Origin of the sequence: Pseudonocardia cypriaca (assembly GCF_006717045.1) — a bacterium.
GTDB classification, from domain to species: Bacteria; Actinomycetota; Actinomycetes; order Mycobacteriales; family Pseudonocardiaceae; genus Pseudonocardia; species Pseudonocardia cypriaca.
In genome coordinates, this window is sequence record NZ_VFPH01000002.1 from 39,160 (window position 1) to 55,704 (window position 16,545).

17 protein-coding genes are annotated in these 16,545 nt (G+C 72.3%); 10 read left to right on the plus strand and 7 right to left on the minus strand.

Annotated elements, in window-relative coordinates; translation table 11 throughout:
* The first annotated feature begins 2 nt into the window (after positions 1-2).
* The gene (locus FB388_RS18015; RefSeq protein WP_142103359.1) at positions 3-1,319 is read left to right on the plus strand and encodes an MFS transporter; all 1,317 of its coding nucleotides are present in this window, start codon (positions 3-5) and stop codon (positions 1,317-1,319) included.
* Between the two features lie 26 nt (positions 1,320-1,345).
* A complete protein-coding gene (locus tag FB388_RS18020; protein WP_170225715.1) occupies positions 1,346-1,780 on the plus strand; it encodes a nuclear transport factor 2 family protein in 435 nt (144 codons plus the stop codon).
* Here FB388_RS18020 and FB388_RS18025 read toward each other — a convergent pair.
* Positions 1,743-2,804, minus strand: coding sequence for an LLM class flavin-dependent oxidoreductase (locus FB388_RS18025; protein ID WP_170225716.1), 1,062 nt, complete (start codon positions 2,802-2,804; stop codon positions 1,743-1,745). The two genes, FB388_RS18020 and FB388_RS18025, sit on opposite strands and share 38 nt — an antisense overlap.
* Before the next feature lie 51 nt (positions 2,805-2,855).
* Here FB388_RS18025 and FB388_RS18030 point away from each other — a divergent pair, with 51 nt between their 5' ends.
* The 5 genes from FB388_RS18030 to FB388_RS18050 all read left to right on the plus strand — a co-directional run bounded on the left by FB388_RS18030 (position 2,856) and on the right by FB388_RS18050 (position 5,807).
* Positions 2,856-3,635: an SGNH/GDSL hydrolase family protein gene (locus tag FB388_RS18030; protein WP_142103362.1), complete on the plus strand. Its 780-nt coding sequence runs from the start codon at positions 2,856-2,858 to the stop codon at positions 3,633-3,635.
* 123 nt (positions 3,636-3,758) lie between these two features.
* Positions 3,759-4,133, plus strand: a complete 375-nt coding sequence (locus tag FB388_RS18035) for a cupin domain-containing protein (protein WP_142103363.1) — start codon at positions 3,759-3,761, stop codon at positions 4,131-4,133.
* 4 nt (positions 4,134-4,137) lie between these two features.
* A complete protein-coding gene (locus tag FB388_RS18040) occupies positions 4,138-4,452 on the plus strand; it encodes a hypothetical protein (RefSeq protein ID WP_142103364.1) in 315 nt (104 codons plus the stop codon).
* Positions 4,453-4,510: 58 nt separating this feature from the next.
* Complete coding sequence (locus tag FB388_RS18045; protein WP_142103365.1) at positions 4,511-5,239, plus strand: SDR family NAD(P)-dependent oxidoreductase; 729 nt, start codon at positions 4,511-4,513, stop codon at positions 5,237-5,239.
* A gap of 64 nt (positions 5,240-5,303) precedes the next feature.
* Positions 5,304-5,807, plus strand: coding sequence for a MarR family winged helix-turn-helix transcriptional regulator (locus tag FB388_RS18050; protein WP_142103366.1), 504 nt, complete (start codon positions 5,304-5,306; stop codon positions 5,805-5,807).
* Between the two features lie 6 nt (positions 5,808-5,813).
* Here FB388_RS18050 and FB388_RS18055 read toward each other — a convergent pair whose 3' ends face one another.
* The 6 genes from FB388_RS18055 to FB388_RS40885 all read right to left on the minus strand — a co-directional run bounded on the left by FB388_RS18055 (position 5,814) and on the right by FB388_RS40885 (position 13,144).
* The gene (locus FB388_RS18055) at positions 5,814-8,066 is read right to left on the minus strand and encodes a glycoside hydrolase family 3 C-terminal domain-containing protein (RefSeq protein ID WP_142103367.1); all 2,253 of its coding nucleotides are present in this window, start codon (positions 8,064-8,066) and stop codon (positions 5,814-5,816) included.
* Positions 8,067-8,078: 12 nt separating this feature from the next.
* On the minus strand, positions 8,079-9,386 hold the full coding sequence (locus FB388_RS18060) for a glycosyltransferase (protein ID WP_142103368.1): 1,308 nt from the start codon (positions 9,384-9,386) through the stop codon (positions 8,079-8,081).
* Positions 9,383-11,632 carry a glycoside hydrolase domain-containing protein gene (locus FB388_RS18065; RefSeq protein ID WP_342787945.1) on the minus strand — a complete coding sequence of 750 codons (2,250 nt, stop codon included), beginning with the start codon at positions 11,630-11,632 and terminating at the stop codon, positions 9,383-9,385. Before FB388_RS18065 ends, FB388_RS18060 begins: the two co-directional genes overlap by 4 nt.
* Before the next feature lie 399 nt (positions 11,633-12,031).
* Positions 12,032-12,619 carry a nitrile hydratase subunit alpha gene (locus tag FB388_RS18070; RefSeq protein ID WP_142103370.1) on the minus strand — a complete coding sequence of 196 codons (588 nt, stop codon included), beginning with the start codon at positions 12,617-12,619 and terminating at the stop codon, positions 12,032-12,034.
* Entirely contained in the window at positions 12,616-12,897 is a 282-nt protein-coding gene (locus tag FB388_RS40880) for an SH3-like domain-containing protein (RefSeq protein ID WP_142103371.1), read from the minus strand. The genes FB388_RS18070 and FB388_RS40880 overlap by 4 nt, the downstream gene beginning before the upstream one ends.
* Complete coding sequence (locus FB388_RS40885) at positions 12,890-13,144, minus strand: SH3-like domain-containing protein (protein WP_142103372.1); 255 nt, start codon at positions 13,142-13,144, stop codon at positions 12,890-12,892. Before FB388_RS40885 ends, FB388_RS40880 begins: the two co-directional genes overlap by 8 nt.
* 27 nt (positions 13,145-13,171) lie before the next feature.
* Between FB388_RS40885 and FB388_RS18085 the strand changes: the two genes are divergently transcribed.
* From FB388_RS18085 to FB388_RS18095, 3 genes are all read left to right on the plus strand, one after another.
* Complete coding sequence (locus FB388_RS18085) at positions 13,172-14,335, plus strand: glycosyltransferase family 4 protein (RefSeq protein WP_142103373.1); 1,164 nt, start codon at positions 13,172-13,174, stop codon at positions 14,333-14,335.
* 151 nt (positions 14,336-14,486) lie between these two features.
* Positions 14,487-15,659, plus strand: coding sequence for a carboxylate--amine ligase (locus FB388_RS18090; protein ID WP_142103374.1), 1,173 nt, complete (start codon positions 14,487-14,489; stop codon positions 15,657-15,659).
* 3 nt (positions 15,660-15,662) lie between these two features.
* Positions 15,663-16,457: a metallophosphoesterase family protein gene (locus FB388_RS18095; protein WP_142103375.1), complete on the plus strand. Its 795-nt coding sequence runs from the start codon at positions 15,663-15,665 to the stop codon at positions 16,455-16,457.
* Positions 16,458-16,545 lie beyond the last annotated feature (88 nt).

Genomic DNA, 16,545 nt, shown 5'->3' on the forward strand with positions numbered 1-16,545 from the left:
CCGTGGCCATCGACAGCGCGGCCGGGTCGCCGCTCCAGGACGACGCGCGGATCGCGACGCAGCGGCGCCGCGTCCTGGTCTCGGGCACCATCGGCACCACGATCGAGTACTTCGACTTCCTGCTGTTCGGCCTGGTCGCCCCGGTTGTGTTCAACCAGCTGTTCTTCCCGCAGGCCGCGCCGCTGGTGGGCACGATCGCGGTGCTCGCGACGTTCGCGGTCGGCTACGTCGCGCGGCCGCTCGGCGGCCTCGTCTTCGGCCACTTCGGCGACCGGATCGGGCGCAAGCCGATCATGTTCGTCACGCTGGTCCTGATGGGCGGCGCCACCACCGGGATCGGCCTCCTGCCCACGTTCGCGGCCATCGGTGTGGCGGCACCGATCCTGCTCACGCTCCTGCGGTGCGTGCAGGGATTCGCGCTCGGCGGCGAGACGGTCGGCGCCACGATCATGGCGACCGAGAGCGCGCCGCAGGGCAAGCGCGGCGGTTACGCGGGCACGATCCAGATCGGCGGTGCGCTCGGCTCGGTGCTGGCGTCGCTGGCGGCCGCCCTCGTGGCGAGCATGCCGACGGAGGACGCGCTGGCGTGGGGCTGGCGGGTGCCGTTCCTGCTGAGCGCCGTGCTCGTGGTGGTGGGCGTGTACGTCCGGACGCGCATCGACGAGTCGCCGGTGTTCCGGAACGCGGTCCGGGAGGCACCGCCGAAGGCGCCGCTGCTGGTGGCGCTGCGCGAGGAGCCGAAGGCCTGCCTCACCGTCTTCCTCTGCGTGATCACCGAGACCAGCATGCTGCAGCTCTTCACCGTCTACGCGCTGGTGTACGGCGGCACGGAGCTCGGGATCCCGACCTCGGTGATGCTGAACGGCGTGCTGATCGGCAACGTCGTCGGCATCGCGATGAACCCGCTCTTCGGGCGCCTGTCCGACTTCGTCGGCCGCCGCATCCTGATCGCGAGCTCCCTGGTCATCGGCGCGCTCTACACCGCGTTCGCGTTCTTCCCGCTGCTCGCCACCGGCAACAGCGCCCTCATCGTGCTGGCGCTGGCGATCCCGCCCGCCCTCATCCAGACGATGATCTTCGCGACGGAGGCCAGCTTCTTCGCGGAGCTCTTCCGCGGGGCCGCGCGCCGGTTCTCCGGACTGGCCGTCAGCCGCCAGGTGGGCGGGGTGATCGGCGGCCTCTTCCCGCTGATCGCGGCTGCCCTGTACGCGGCCGCCGGTTCCGTGTGGGCGGTGGTCGGCTACTACGCGGCGATCTCCTTGGTCTCGCTCGGCGCGGTGCTCGCGGCCCGCGAGACACACCGGGAAGTGCTCGGCTGACGAGGGCACAGGGCACGCTGTCCGGTGTGGATACGACGAACGAGCACACGGAGTCGAACCGCGAGACCATCCGCCGCGCCTTCGAGGCCTGGCAGGAGGGCTCCAGCCCGATCACCGACGTCTTCGCTCCCGAGATGGTCTGGCGGATCGAGGGCCACTCGGTCGCCTCGAAGGAGTACGGCTCCAGGCAAGAGTTCGTCGACGAGGTGCTGACACCGTTCGGCGCCCGATTCAGCGCAGGCGAGCGGTTCCGCCCGATCACGATCAGGTCGATCCACGCCGACGGCGACACCGTCGTGGTGCTCTGGGACGGCCACGGCATCGCCAACGACGGCAGGCCGTACGACAACAGCTACGCCTGGGTCATGAAGCTGCGCGACGGGAAGGTGGTCGACGGCACCGCCTTCTACGACAGCATCTCGTTCAACGACCTCTGGTCCCGGGTCGCGCCGGCGTCGTAGCGGCGCCGCGAACGTCCGGCACGACCTCGTCCCGGAACAGCCCCAGCGATCGCAGCACCGCGTCGATGTCGAGTGATCCCCAGGCGAAGGCGCCTGCGAAGTAGTTCAGCTCGCCGACGCCCACCGCCTCGGCGACCTGCGCGGCGACGCTCTTCGGCGACCCGATGAACACCTTGCCGTCCTCGACCAGCTCGTCGAGGGCCGGCGGCGTGGTGAAGCGGTCGCTGCCGTGCTCGCGCCACAGGTGGGCGAAGCTCGCGAAGTGGTCGGCGAACGCCGGGCGTGCCAGTTCGAGCGCTTCGCGGTCGGTGGGCGCCACGAACACGTGCCGCATCACCCCGAAGCGGGGCGGCCGGCCGGGCAGGCTGCAGCGGGCCTCGCCGCGCGCCTCGGACGCCTCGAACCGCGCGAAGAACGTCCGACTCTGCTCGCGTACGACGTCGAGCGGCGGGGACGTGAAGCCGAACCCGAACAGCACGTTGTAGCCCTCGTCACCCAGCCGCGGGATCGAGGCCGGGTTCGACGTCGGGTACCAGAGCGGCGGGTGCGGCCGCTGACGCACCGGGACGGACAGCTCCACCTGGCCGAACCGACCCGTCTCGAGGGCCTCGAGGACGGCGGGGAAGGACTCCTGGAACCGGCCGGCCGCGTCGGCGGGATCCAGCCCGTACATCGCGATCTCGTGGGGCGACGAGCCCCTCCCCACCCCGACATCGAGCCGGCCGTGGCTGAGCTGGTCGAGCATCGCGATCTCCTCGGCCAGCCGAAGCGGCTCGTACAGCGGCACGACGAACGTGGTCGGCGCCAGCCGGATGTGCTGGGTGACCCGAGCGGCCGCCGCGATGAACACCGCGGGCGAGGGCGCCAGTCCCAACGGGGTGCCGTGGTGTTCGGCCAGGTGATACGTGGCGAAGCCACCCTGGTCCGCCTCGGCGAGCACGCGCAGCCGGGCGTCGTACACGTCGGCCACCGAAACGCCCGGCGCCGCGTCCACCCAGTCGAAGAGCCCGAACTCGAGGTCCATCCGTGCATCGTGGTCAACTGGTGGGAGCGTTGTCATCCGAGGAGAGGTGCAGTGCGGTACGCGGCGATCGGCGACAGTTTCACGGAGGGCGTCGGTGACGAGCTCCCGGACGGGGCGGTCCGGGGGTGGGCCGACCGCGTGGCGGCGGGTCTCGCGGCCACCCGCGACGGCGACGTGCAGTACGCCAACCTCGCCGTTCGCGGGCGCCTGCTGGCCCCTATCGTGACCGACCAGCTCGAGGCGGCGCTGTCCCTCGACCCGGCCCCCACGCTGATCACGCTCAACGGCGGCGGCAACGACATGCTGCGCCCGGGCGTCGACCTGTCCAAACTGGTCGCGCTGACCGAACGGGCGGTCCGGCGCTGCGCCGACGCAGGCGTGCGGCTCGTGCTGATCAGCGGCGCCGACCCGTCGGACCGGCTCCCCTTCGGGCGCACCGTCCACCGCCGGGCTGCCCAGCTGACCGCGGGGGTGGCGGCGCTGGCCGCCAGGCACGGGCTGGAGTTCGTCGACGTCTTCCACGACACCGAGATCCGCCGCCCCGAGTACTGGTCGGCGGACCGGCTGCACCTGAACGGCACGGGCCACCAGCGGGTGGCCGAGCTCGTGCTCGCGACCTTGGGCGAGGGCCCGGTGGCCCAGGCGGCGGGCGCCGGTTCACCCGCTGCGCGCCACCTGCTCGCAGAAGCACGGATCCTCGCAGAAGCGCGGTACTACCGGGAGCACGTGCTGCCGTGGATGACCCGTCGGCTGCGTCGCCGCTCGTCGGGCGACGACCGGACGGCGAAGCACCCGGCATGGATCCCGGTCCCGGCCGCCACCTCCAGATGAATCGCCGCCGGTGACCGACGCTTGACCTGCGGTAATCCACTCGTTCGGTTGCTGGCCCCCGCTTTCGCCCGAGCGTAGGTTCGCACGCCCTCCGACGACCACCGCAGATCCGGGAGGCCCGCCATGACGGGTACGCAACCTTTGGAGCACGTGTCGTTCGAGAAGCCGGACGAGGTCCGCGAGGGCACGAACTGGCGGATGGAACTGGTGAACCTCGCCGGTGGCGCGCAGGTCGGCCGGATCGCCCTCCAGCCCGGCTGGAAGTGGTCGAACGACGTGAAACCGGTGGCCGGCACCGACCTGTGCATGGCCCCGCACCAGCAGTACATGGTGAGCGGGCACATCCACGTCGAGATGTCGGACGGCACCGAGCTGGATGCCGGGCCGGGCGAGGTCACCTCGCTGCCCCCTGGGCACGACGCCTGGGTCGTGGGTGACGAAGCGGTCGTCGCGATCGACTGGCAGGGCGCTTCGGTCTGGGCCGCGGAGAAGGGGTGACGTCATGGCCGGCTTCATCCAGATCATCGAGTTCCAGACGTCCCGGTTCGACGAGATGCAACAGCTGTTCGAGGAGATGCGCGGCCGGCTCGGCGACAGCGGTTCCGCCCCGATGAGGGGCACCACCACCGCCGACCGGGACCGGCCCGGCCACTACCTGAACATCGTCGAGTTCGACTCGTACGACGTCGCGATGGAGAACTCGAACCGGCCGGAGGTCGGTGAGTACTCGGCACGTCTCGCGAAGCTCTGCGACGCGCCGCCGAAGTTCTACAACCTCGACGTGCGCGATGAGTGGCAGCCGACACCCGGCGGCTGAGCGACGGCGGTGAGCGCACGCGGGTAACGCCCGACCGGGGTTCGCTGAGTGCGCTCACATGGCACGAGACCTGTCCGGCGCGGCCGTGCTCGTCACCGGGGCCGCGTCCGGCATCGGGCGGGCCGGCGCGCTCGCGTTCGCCCGGGCCGGCGCGCGGGTGGCGGCGGTCGACGTCGACGCCCGCGGCCTCGCGACCCTCGCGGAGGAGTCGGACGGGCGGATCCGGCCCATGGTCGGCGACGTCCGGGACGCGGACCAGGTGGAGAACGCGGTCGCGAACACCGTGGCCGCGTTCGGACGGCTCGACATCGCGCACAACAACGCCGGCGTGCCCGGCCCCTTCGTGCCGCTGTGGGAGTACTCGGAGGAGGACTTCGCCGCGGTCCTGTCCGTCGACCTGCTCGGCGTCTGGCGATGCCTCAAGTTCGAGGCCCGCCAGATGATCGGCCAGGGCGGTGGCGGCCACATCGTCAACACGTCGTCGATGCTCGTGACGGCCGGGGTGGCCGGCACCGCGGCCGAGGCCGCGGCGAGGCAGGGCGTCCACGGGCTCACCCGGGCGGCAGCGCTGGAGCTGGCCCCCTACGGCGTGCGCGTGAACGCCGTGGCGCCGGGCGTCACCCGCACCGGCCTGATCACCGACGAACGCGGGCTCGAGGCGCCCGACGTCCCGCTGGGCCGGATCGCCGAGCCGGAGGAGATCGCCGACGCCGTGCTGTGGCTCGCCTGCGCCGCCTACGCCACGGGTGCCGTGCTGAACGTCGACGGTGGTTGCACGGCTCGGTGACCGCGTCCGCGCTCTCGTCACAGGGAGGCGCCCTCGCGGGCCGACCGTGGGGAATGATGTAGGGATGACCGGCCCCGAGGGTCTCGATCCCCAGCAGCTGGGGGCCTACTTCGCGTTCACGGAGGCCGCCAGCCTGCTGCAACACCAGGTCGAGCAGCACCTGCGCGCCGACGGCGGCCTCAGCTACGTGCAGTTCCAGCTACTGGCCCGGCTGGCCGACGCGGGCGGCCCGCTGACGATGACGCAGCTGGCGGATGGGGTCGTCTACAGCCGCAGCGGCCTGACCTACCAGGCAGGCCTCCTGGAGAAGGCCGGCCTCGTCACCCGCGCCCCGAGCCCTGACGACGAGCGCGCCACCCTGGTCGCCATCACCGAGGACGGCCTGGCCCTGTTCGGCCGGGTGCTGTCCGGCCACGTCGAGGTCGTGCGCAGCATGCTGCTCGACCCCCTGTCGGAGGAGGACCTGCAGCACCTCGGCGGCATCATGACCAGGGTCCGCGACCACATGCGGGCCCTGCCGCCCCGCTCCGCGGCCCCCCGCAAGCGACGCGCCGCCCGCTCGCTGTGACCCGGCTCAGCGCGTGGCGATGCGCAGGTCTTCCACCTCGGCCGGAGTCATCGGAGCGCCGGGGAACGTCGCCAGCCGGGCGAGGGGGAAGTTGCCGACCACCTGGCGCATCTCCGGGTCGGTGAGCAGGTTCGGAACGGCATCGGCGAGGCGCTCCGCCAGCAGGCGCGACCCCACGGGGTGGGCCAGCCACTCCTCCAGGCTGGCGTCCTCGGCGAGCGGCGCCACGGGCTCCGGCGAGGTGACGGTGACGGTCGTGGTCAGGCGCAGATCCCGGGAGGAGGCGCCCACCGCGACGGCGTACTCCCCTGCCTCGACCACCCACCGCCGCTGCCGGGGGTCGAAGTAGGACAGGTCGCGGCGCGTCAGCGTCAGGGCCACCCGCCGGGACTCCCCCGGCTCCAGCGCGACCTTCGCGAACGCCCTCAGCTCGCGGACCGGGCGGGCGACGGCCGAGGCGGGCGGGGCGACGTAGACCTGCACGACCTCCTTGCCCGCGCGCGACCCGGTGTTGGCGACGGTCACCGAGACGGTGCCGCCCTCCTCGTCGAGGGTGACGTCGAGGTCGCTGTATCCGAACGTCGTGTAGGACAGCCCGTGGCCGAAGGGGTAGGACACGTCCTGCTCGCGCGCGTCGAAGCCCCGGTAGCCGACGAAGACGCCCTCGCCGTAGCGCACCACCCCGAGCTCGCCGGGGAAGTTGAGGTACGACGGGTTGTCCTGCAGGCGCAGCGGGACGGTCTCGGCCAGCCGGCCCGACGGGTTCGTGCGCCCGGCGAGCAAGTCGGCGATCGCCCCACCGCCCGCCTGCCCGAGGAGCCACCCCTCCAGGATCGCGGCGGCGTGGTGCGCCCAGTCCGACACCTGCACCGTCGAGCCGTTGGCGAGCACCACGACCACCCGGGGGTTGACCTCCGCCACCGCGGCCAGCAGCGCGGTCTGGGCCGCCGGCAGCAGGATGTGCCGCCGGTCGAAGCCCTCCGACTCGTGGCTCGCGGGCAGGCCGAGGAAGAGCACGGCGACGTCGGCGCCGCGGGCGGCCTCGACGGCTTCGGCGCGCAACGCCTCGTCGTTCGCGGAGTCCTCCAGACCGAAGCCCGGCGCGAAGACCGCCCGGTCCCCCGCGAGCTCCCGGATCGCGGTCCACGCGTCGTCGAGGCGGGTCGGGTTGACCTGGGAGCTGCCCGCTCCCTGGTAGCGGGGTGTGCGGGCGAACTCGCCGATCACAGCGACCGTGGCGGCGGGGTCGAGCGGCAGCAGCGGGACGCCGTCCACGGGGTCGTTCTTCAGCAGCACCGCGCAGTCCGCCGCCGCCTCGCGGGCCAGCGCGTGGTGGGCGGCGACGTCGAAGGCGCCGCCCTCGCGGACCGCGGGGAGTGAGCGCGCGAGCAGGGTGAGGATGCGTTCGACGGCGCGGTCGAGCACCGCCTCGTCCAGGTCCCCGGCACGCACCGCGGCGACGATCTCCGCGTCGGTGACGTGGCCGCCGGTCGCCGGCATCTGCAGGTCCAACCCGGCGCGGAGGGCGGCGACGCGGTCGTTCACAGCGCCCCAGTCGGAGACGACGACGCCGTCGAAGCCCCACTCGGTGCGCAGGACGTCGGTGAGCAGCCACGGGTGTTGCGAGGCGTACGTGCCGTTGACCTTGTTGTAGGAGCACATCACCATCCACGGCATCGCCTCGGTGACCACCCGCTCGAAGCCGGCGAGGTAGATCTCGCGCAGGGTGCGCTCGTCGACCTCGGCGCTCACCCGCGCCCGGTCGGTCTCCTGGTTGTTGGCGGCGAAGTGCTTCACGCAGGCACCGACGCCTGCGCTCTGGATCCCCCGCACCAGCGCGGCCCCCAACAGGCCGCTGAGCAGGGGGTCCTCCGAGAGGTACTCGAAGTTGCGCCCGCACAGCGGGGAGCGCTTGATGTTGATGCCGGGACCCAGCAGCACCGCGACGTGCTCGGTGCGCGACTCCGCGCCCAGCGCCCGGCCGATCCGCTCCACGAGGTCGGCGTCGAACGAGGAGCCCAGCGCGACGGCCGGTGGGAAGCAGGTGGCCGGCACCGAGTCGGTGAGGCCGACGTGATCGGCCGACGTGGCCTGCTTGCGCAGCCCGTGCGGCCCGTCGGTCAGCATGACGGCGGGCACGCCCGCGCGCTCGACGGCCTTCGTGTTCCAGAAGTCCGCGCCCGAGCACAGCGACGCCTTCTCCTCGAGCGAGAGCGCGGCCAGCACAGCCGGTACGTCCAGGGGCACGAGGGTCGTCATCCGACCACCCTCTCACCCGGCGTGCGCGGCGGTCCCGTCGACGAGGGTGACGTGCCGCGGGGCCCGAAAGAGGTCGTCGAAGACGCGGAAGCGGTCGAAGGCCATGGCGTGGTCGCGGCCGCGCAGCTCCATGCCGCGCCGCTCGTGCTCCGACATCTCCAGCACGACGCGGTCCAGCGCCCCCCGCAGGGCCTCGACGTCGCCCGCCTCCACGATCACGGCCGTGTCGCCGACGGCCTCGCCGGTGCCGCCGGTCAGGGTGGTGATCACCGGCCCCCCGCCCGCTAGCAGCTTCTCGGTGAGGGCGATGCCGAACGTCTCGACGAAGTCGGGCTCGGGCTTGGTGGGCAGGGCGTAGGTCGCGCAGCCGCGCATGAGCAGCGGCTTCTCGTCATCGTCGACGTCGGTGAGGAAGACGATCCGCTCGTCGTCGCCTGCCAGCGCGCGGACCTCGGGCAGCGCGGGCCCGGTGCCCGCGATGACCAGCTTCACCCGGTCCCGCGCGCGGGACGCCGCAAATGCGGCGATGAGGTCGTGGACGCCCTTCGCCCGGGTCACCCGCGACAGGAACAGCACGTAGCCGTCGCGTTCCAGCCCCCGCCGGGCGAGGGCGGCGTCGACGGCGGCGGGGTCGAGTTCGAGGTAGGCGGAGGTGTCGATCGGCGGATAGCTGATCGTGACGCGGTCCCGGCAGGCCCAGGCGAAGCGGGTGCCACTGCCGTATCGATCAGCACAGTGGGCGTCGACCGCCTCCGCGGCGAGGATGATCTGGTCGCGCGTGTACTCGGACACGGCGAGCACCTCGTCGTGGGCGAGGTAGGTGGTCAGCACGACGGCCGCGGCGCCGAACCGCCCCTCCCGCAGGCAGGACTTGATCACGTTGGTGACGTCGGAGCCCACGGCCTTCGCCATCGTGTGCACGTCGGCGGGGAAACCGGCCGCGCGGGCGGCGGCCACCGCGTCGACCACGACGTTCGCGTGCGGCGACAGGTACATCGACAGGCACGTGGTCGGGATCGGCTCGGCCAGCAGCTCGACCAGCCGCCCGGTGAGCCCGGCGATGTGCCGCCCGTCCGGCACCCGGTAGTCGCCGACCGGCTCGGGGCGTTCCACGGTGATGCCGTCCGAGTAGGGCTGCAGGCGCTCGAGCGGCTTCAGCGGCAGCCCTGCCGCCTGCAGGGTGGCGATCGGCCACGTGAGCAGCCGGACGTCGGTGAAGCCGCGGTGCAGCGCCACCTCCGCCAGGTTGCGGGCCTCCCCGGAGTGACCGCAGATCACCGGATCGGCCCGTACGACGATCACGAGTCGGCGTTGGTTCATGGTCGGCCACCTCTCGCGCGTTCGGTCAGGGACGGTGGGCGGGCCGCGCTCCCCCACGAGCTCGGCTCCGGCCCCAGCTCGAGCTGCAACACCCCTCCGGCGTGCACCTCCGTCGCGGAGAGATGGGTGGCCGGCAGCGGCCGCCCGTTCAACCGCGCCGACTGGACGTACTGCACGGGCGGCGTCTCCTCGACACCGTCCGCGCCGACCGGCACCTCGCGATGCCCGCTGGTCTCGATCACGAACTCACCGCCCGACACCTTCAGGGCGGCCCGGGCGAACGCGGGCGCGTTCACCAGGAACAGGCTCTGCCCGGCGAGCGGGAAGAGCCCGAGCGAGGCCCAGACGTACCAGGAGCTGAGGCCCCCGGAGTCGTCGTTGCCCGGCAGGCCTCCCGCCCCGGTGCCGAACTGCCAGGTCAACGCCGCGTGCACGATCTCGGCGGTGCGGTCGGGGCGCCCGGCGTAGTGGTAGGCCCACGGCGCTTCCATGTCCGGCTCGTTGTTGAGCCCCTCGAACCGGTTGAGCGCGTAGCCCGCGGCCATCTCCTCGGGATCGGGTCGCTGCCCCGGCTGCATCACCGGCGCGGCGCCGAACCCGAAGAAGGCGTCGAGCATCCCGACGAACGCCTCGTCGCCACCGGCCAGCGCGATCCGGGCGTGCATGTCGTGGACCAGCCGGAACGAGTAGTTCCACTTGCCGCCCTCGTAGAACTCCGAGTCCCGCAGCAGGCCCGTCGACGGGTCGAAGGCGTTGACCCACCAGCGGCTGCGCGCCTCCAGGTCGTCGGCGAGGCGCTTGTCGCCGAGCGCCCTGGCCACCGTGGCCGTGCAGTGGTGGCCGTAGGCGAGGTCGAGCGTGTGCGTGATCGGGTGCACGATGCGGTGCTCGAAGAAGTCCTCCCCGTAGAGGCGCCGCAGGTCGTCGGCCATGTGCACGAGCGCCCAGCTCCAGTCGATCCCGGGGAGCCCGAGCGCGTGCGCATCGGCCAGCGCCGTGTGGGCGAGCGCGCTGGCCTGCCGGAAGAACCGGTCCGCGCCCCGGGCCATCCGGTAGCCGATCGGGAAGTTGCCCTCCTCCTCGCAGACCCGGATCAGCGACTCGAGCAGGTCCGTGGCGCGGGTCGGGGCGATGGTCATCAGGAGCGGGATCTGGGTCTTGTAGAGGTCCCACATCGTGCAGATGTCGAACGCGAACGGCCCCGACGCCGGCCAGAACGGGCTCTCGTCGTCGCCGAAGCACGGCTTGATCAGCGAGTGGTAGAGCGCGGTCGCCATCACCTGCCGCCGGGCGGGCGTGCCGCCGTCGACCTCGACGCGGCCGATGTGCTCCGCCCAGCGGGCGGCGGTGCGGGCCCGGACCGCGTCGAAGACCGGCTCCGGGCCGTTGCACTCGCGTTCCAGGTTCTCGCGCGCCTGCTCACAACCGCGCAGCGAGAAGCCCAGGCGCACCTCGACGACGTCGCCCGCGCGCACGGGACCCATGAACAGCAGCCCGAACGGGCGCAGGGTGGTCTGGCGGATGCTGTCGAAGTCGAGCCGGGTGCCGCCCTCGATCAGCCTGCGGTCGTGCCAGAGCATCTGACGCAGGCCGGGCCCCTGGACCTCCAGGTGCACCGACAGCGGCACCCCCTCCAGCACCACGGTGCCCTGCGCGCGGCCGTGCCCCGTGCTCTCCACGTGGGCCCGCAGCGGGACCGTGCGGCCGAGGTCGATGGCGAGCCCGCCGCAGGACAGGTCCACCACGACGCGGGCGCTGCGGCTCTCCGGGAACGTGTAGCGGTGGACGGCGACCTTCTCGCCCACCGTGATCTCGCAGTGGATGCCGGTGTCCAAGGTGGTGGCGTAGTACCCGGGCGCCGCGATCTCGTCGTGCAGCGCCCACGCCTCGCCCAGGTCGTCCAGGGGCTGCACCATCGGCGTGACCCGTATGTAGTTGTAGTACTTGCGGATCGCGCCGGTGCCGGACTGCTGGAAATGCGTGAAACCGGACGCCTGCAGCGTCTCGAACATCTCCTCGGGCACGCCCTCCGTGTTCTTGCTGTAGCGCCCGTATCCCGTGGGATAGGCCCCGGAGTAGGCACAGGCCGACACCATGCCGAGAGGCGAGGTGGCACCCGGATGGGTGTTTCCCACCTGCGGTTTCGGCCACCACCACGTGGCGGCGAGACCGCTCGCGGGCGGAAGGCTGGTCGCGGCGGTCCCGATGAAGGGATCAACGTTGTCGAGAATGGCCAGACTGTAGATCGGCGACCGCTACCGCTCGGTTACGCGTGCGTTACGCGTGGTGATCTTCGGCGCAAGGTGTGGGGGATACCGGTACGCGACTGGCGCTCCGCGTTCCGCTGAACGCGTCCCGGCGCTCGTTGAGCAGGCCTTCGGTCCCACCACCATGATCACGGCTTCGGCGCGAAAACCGACCAAAAACAGCCGGAAACGCGCCGAACTGGCGATCATGGAGCGGGACCGAGGTCGCGTCCAAGCCGATCGGCGCGAGGAGTACAGCAGGGTCACCGGCGAGGCCGTCGCGTACTGCTCGCGGCTGATCCGCAAGGTTCACGCACTCGTTCTCGGGCGGCGCTGCCCGTCGACCGGTTGTGTGGACCGACAAACAGAAGGCCTTAACCCAGAGGGGAGCCGCACCGATCACACCACCGCGGTGCCGATCAGCCCTTCCCTCGTGACGAGCGCGGCGAGCTCCGCCTCGCCCAGCCCGTCGGTGCCGTCGGGGCGCATCGGGAGCACCATGTGCCGGCTCTCGGCGCTCGTGTCGTGCACGACGATCTCGGTGTGGGCGGGCAGCTCCAGCCCGAACTCCGCCAGCACGGCCCGTGGCTCTCGGACGACGCGCGCCCGGTACGCCTCGCTCTTGTACCAGGACGGCGAGGGGCCCAGCAGCGCGATCGGGTAGCACGAGCACAGCGTGCAGACGAGCACGTTGTGCCTGGTGGGGGTGTTCTCCACGACGGTGAAGCGCTGCGGTTGCGGCCCGCTGCTCATCGAGAGGCCGATCTCCTCGAGCCCCCGGTTCCCGTCGGCCAGGAGCCGCTCCCGGAACGCCGGGTCGACCCACGCGCGGGCCACGGCCCGCGCGCCGTTGGCGGGGGAACCGGACGACACCCGCCCGATGATGGCGTCGAGCTGGTCGTCGCTGGTCAGCCCGGCGCCGATCAGCCGCTCCTCGAGCCGGCGGACCCGGACGGCGATCTCCGAGCTCGAGTGGTGCCCGCTCATGTCGCGACCTCCAGGTAGGACTCCCACAGCTCCACGTGCACCCAGTGCCCGCCGGGTGGCCCCCACAGATCCTCGGCCGGGAAGCGGACCGTGTACACCGGCTCCACCCGCGGCTCGGGGAGGCCCCGCGCCCGGTCGTCGGCGAGCGGCCACGTGCCCTGCACGTCCACCACCTCGCCGACGTGGCCACGCGCGTAGCGCGGCAGCCGGGTGTGGTGGGGCGGGTCCACGGTGCTCGTGCGCACGCGGTCGCCGACGGCGAACCGGGGTTCAGTCATGGTTCGCCGTCAGGGTCTCGACGGCGTGCAGCCAGCGCTCGTAGTAGGACGCCGCGAGGTACTCGGCGGGCGGCATCCGCTCGATCGCGTCCCGGAACTGGTCGAGGTTGTAGACCCCCTGCCGCAGCATCGCCACGTTCAGCGCGTAGACCCGCGCCTCCCAGTCGGCGTGGAACGGCGGTTCGTCCTCTTCGGCGGAGATCGGCCCGAAGCCGGACTGCCCGCCGACGTCGTTGACCCGCGACATGACGCGCACCCTACTGTGGCCCCCGTGATGGGGGACACGATTCCGAAGGCCGGCACGATCGACCGCTTGATCGTCCAGCAGTACGACCCGCGCCGCACCGTGACGATCGGCGGCATCGTCACCTGCCTGCGCGGGGTGCTCGACTACGCGCCGCCCGGCGTCACGCTGGCGGTGGTCGGCGTCGACGACTCGGGGTCGGGTGACCCACTGGGACGGTGGCAGACCGTGCGGCGCGGGGATCGCGACGTCTGGTTCCTCCCCGTCGCGCGGATCGACAGCACCCGCCCCAAGGGGTACGTCCCGCACTCGGCCCGGCTCGTCGCCGGGCTCCTGCGCTACCGGAAGCGCATCCCGCGGGCCGCTTCGGTGCAGGCACACCGCGTGGACGTCGGGCTCTTCACCCGCGTGCTCTTCCGCGGGCCGCTCGTGTACTGCATCCACACCCAGGAGCGCGGCCTGCTCGGGCCGACGTCCGACTCGTTCTGGCGGTTCACCGGGCGGCTGCACGAGTGGCTGGACCGGACGATCGCGCGGCGGGCGCGACGCGTGATCGTGTTCAACCCGTCCTACGCCGAGAAGGTGCGCCGCTGGAACCCGCGCACGGTCTCCGCGCCCACGTGGTTCGACCCCGCGATCACCACCCGCGCGGCGGAACCCGCCCCGCCCGCGGTGGTCTGGGTGGGCAGGTTGGAGGTGCCGAAGGACCCCGAGCTGGCCGTCCGCACCTTCGCCGCGCTGGCACAGGCCGAGCCGGACGTGCCGTGGACCCTCGAGCTGATCGGTTCGGGCACGCTGCGCCCCACCGTGGAGGCGCTGATCGCCGGGCAGCCGGCTGACGTCGCTGCGCGGATCACGATGCGCGGCCAGCTCGCCGCCGCCGACGTCGCAGAGGCGCGCAGCCGCTCCGGGGTCTTCCTGATGACCTCCCACGCGGGCTACGAGGGCTTCCCGCGCGTGCTGGTGGAGGCGTTGGCGGCCGGGCTGCCGGCGGTGGTCACCGAGGGCGCCGACACGGGCGGGCTGGTCCGCGATGGCGTGTCGGGTTTCGTCTGCGGACGCGATCCCGCCGGGCTCGCCGACGCGGTCCGCCGGGCCCGCGAGCTGGACCACGACCAGGTCGTCAACACCGTTGCGGCACTCAGTGCGCCGCGCGTGGTTCGGGAGCTCTTCTTCCCCGATCGGGCCGAGTAACGGATCCACCCCGTCGCCGGATAAACCCCACAGCGAATTCCGACAGCGCCGGATCTTGGTCCGGAATGTCCGGATAGGCCCTTTCCTGGGCTGCTGCGAGTTGTCCTTTTCGTGGTGAGTGCGGGGGGAGCGACGGGTGGAAGAAAAGCCCATGGCACTGGTTCTGGGCGCACGCGTCATCGAGGTCGTCCGGTCACTCGCAATGGAGCGCATACCGGTCGGGGTCGTCACCCCGACCGGCGACCCGGCCCGCTGGTCCCGATACGCGCGCAATGTGCTGACGTGGGACTGGATGCTGCCCGCCGAGCGGCACGACGAGGCGCTGGCCGACCGCCTCGTGCGGTTCGCCCGGCAGCAGGCCAGTCCGCCCGTGCTCATGTACTGCTCGGACCAGTCCATGGTGTTCGTCTCCCAGCACCGCGAGCGGCTCGCCGAGGGGTTCCGCTTCGTCGTACCGGACGCCGCACTGGTCGAGGCGATGGAGGACAAGGCGAGGTTCGCCGCGCTGGCCGAGGCGCACGCGCTGCCGGTGCCGCCGACCGTCGTACTGGACCACTGCCAGGAGAATCCCCCGGACGAGCTGCTCGACCTCGGGCTGCCGCTGATCGTGAAGCCGACGGCCCGCGACCGCACGTGGGTCACCGCGGCGGGCAGCTCGGCCAAGGCGGTCCGGATCGAGACCAAGGAAGAGCTGCTCGAGTTCTGGCCACGGGTCCGCTGCCTCAGCAAGCCGGCCATCGCCCAGGAGATCGTTCCGGGACCCGAGACCGCGGTCGTCAGCTACCACGTCTACGTCGACGACAAGGGTGAGATCGCGGGCGAGTTCACCGGATGCAAGATCAGGACCATTCCGGTCGAGTACGGCCACACCAGCTCTTTGACGATCACTGATGACCCGGAGGTCACGCGGCTCGGCCGGGAGGTCTGCCGGGCATTGGACCTACGTGGCGTCGCGAAGATCGATTTCAAGCTCGGCCCCGACGGCCGCCTGCACCTTTTCGAGATCAACGCGCGGCTGACGCTCTGGGCGCATCCCGGCGCGCAAGCGGGCGTCAACCTCCCCGCGATCATGTACGCGGACCTCACCGGCCGTCCCCGGCCGGACAGCACGAGGACCCGCACCCACATGGACTGGGTGCACCCCAAGGACGTCGTCGCCGCCCGCGCCCACGGGATCTCCATGACCCAGTGGCTCTCCTGGATGTGGCGCACGCGGCCGGTCACCGGCGTCTGGAAGTGGGACGACCCCGGGCCGCTGCTCGGCATGGCCGCTGTCCGGGTCAAGGGCAAGGCCTTCCGGTCGCCGACCCCAGCAGCAGACTGAGACATGCGGATCGGCCTTCTGAGCGACGTCCACGCGAACCTGTTCGCGCTGCAGGCGGCGATCGCCCGGCTCCGGGCGGAGGGGGTCGACGCCTGGATCTGCGCCGGTGACCTCGTCGGCTACGGCCCGCACCCCAACGAGTGCGTCGAGACGATCGCCGAGCTCGGGCCGACCTGCGTCGCGGGCAACCACGAGCTGATGCTCCTGGACGCCCTGCCGGTGACGCGGGCGGGTTGGCTCGCCCGCCGCACGATCGCGTGGACCCGCGACGTCGTGCGGCCAGACGTCCGCACCTACCTCGCCGATCTGCCGTACACGGCGACCGCCGCAGGCGTCGCCGTGGCCCACGGGTCGCCCGGCGACCCCGAGGAGTACGTCCGCACGGAGGAACGGGCCGCCGAGCTGCTGCGCCCGGTCCCCGCGGGGCAGCTGCTCGTACTCGGTCACACCCACCGCCCGTGGCTCACCGGCGCGGACACCGGCACCGCGTTCCCGGTCGACGCACCCCCGCGCTCGGCCACCGTGCCGCTGACCGCGGACGAGCCGTACCTGGTCAACCCGGGCTCGGTCGGCCAGTCCCGCGAGCGCGAGCCGGTCCCGCGGGCCCGGTTCGCCCTCCTCGACCTCGCGCGCGCAGAGGTGCGCTTCTTCGCCGAGCCGTACGACGCCGCGGCCACCCGGGCCGCCCTGCGCGCGCGACGCCTCCCCCCGGACACCGTCCACGTCCGGCCGGGGCGCGTGGCCGCCACGGCCCGCCGCGTCCGGCGCCTCGTCCACCAGGCGGCGCACAGGCCCTGAGCGCGGAGCGTCGGCGAACCACGCCGGACCGTCGTGCCCGCGGCCGCAGGCGGTGACACGCCGACGTGGCGCACGAGGGGCTCATGCA

What these genes read in the sequence shown, in the direction of transcription:
- FB388_RS18025 (WP_170225716.1), bottom strand. Translation starts at nt 2,804, where the DNA reads ATGGACCTCGAGTTCGGGCTCTTCGACTGGGTGGACGCGGCGCCGGGC.
- FB388_RS18035 (WP_142103363.1), top strand. Translation starts at nt 3,759, where the DNA reads ATGACGGGTACGCAACCTTTGGAGCACGTGTCGTTCGAGAAGCCGGAC.
- FB388_RS18040 (WP_142103364.1), top strand. Translation starts at nt 4,138, where the DNA reads ATGGCCGGCTTCATCCAGATCATCGAGTTCCAGACGTCCCGGTTCGAC.
- FB388_RS18045 (WP_142103365.1), top strand. Translation starts at nt 4,511, where the DNA reads ATGGCACGAGACCTGTCCGGCGCGGCCGTGCTCGTCACCGGGGCCGCG.
- FB388_RS18050 (WP_142103366.1), top strand. Translation starts at nt 5,304, where the DNA reads ATGACCGGCCCCGAGGGTCTCGATCCCCAGCAGCTGGGGGCCTACTTC.
- FB388_RS18055 (WP_142103367.1), bottom strand. Translation starts at nt 8,066, where the DNA reads ATGACGACCCTCGTGCCCCTGGACGTACCGGCTGTGCTGGCCGCGCTC.
- FB388_RS18060 (WP_142103368.1), bottom strand. Translation starts at nt 9,386, where the DNA reads ATGAACCAACGCCGACTCGTGATCGTCGTACGGGCCGATCCGGTGATC.
- FB388_RS18070 (WP_142103370.1), bottom strand. Translation starts at nt 12,619, where the DNA reads ATGAGCGGGCACCACTCGAGCTCGGAGATCGCCGTCCGGGTCCGCCGG.
- FB388_RS40880 (WP_142103371.1), bottom strand. Translation starts at nt 12,897, where the DNA reads ATGACTGAACCCCGGTTCGCCGTCGGCGACCGCGTGCGCACGAGCACC.
- FB388_RS40885 (WP_142103372.1), bottom strand. Translation starts at nt 13,144, where the DNA reads ATGTCGCGGGTCAACGACGTCGGCGGGCAGTCCGGCTTCGGGCCGATC.
- FB388_RS18085 (WP_142103373.1), top strand. Translation starts at nt 13,172, where the DNA reads ATGGGGGACACGATTCCGAAGGCCGGCACGATCGACCGCTTGATCGTC.
- FB388_RS18090 (WP_142103374.1), top strand. Translation starts at nt 14,487, where the DNA reads ATGGCACTGGTTCTGGGCGCACGCGTCATCGAGGTCGTCCGGTCACTC.
- FB388_RS18095 (WP_142103375.1), top strand. Translation starts at nt 15,663, where the DNA reads ATGCGGATCGGCCTTCTGAGCGACGTCCACGCGAACCTGTTCGCGCTG.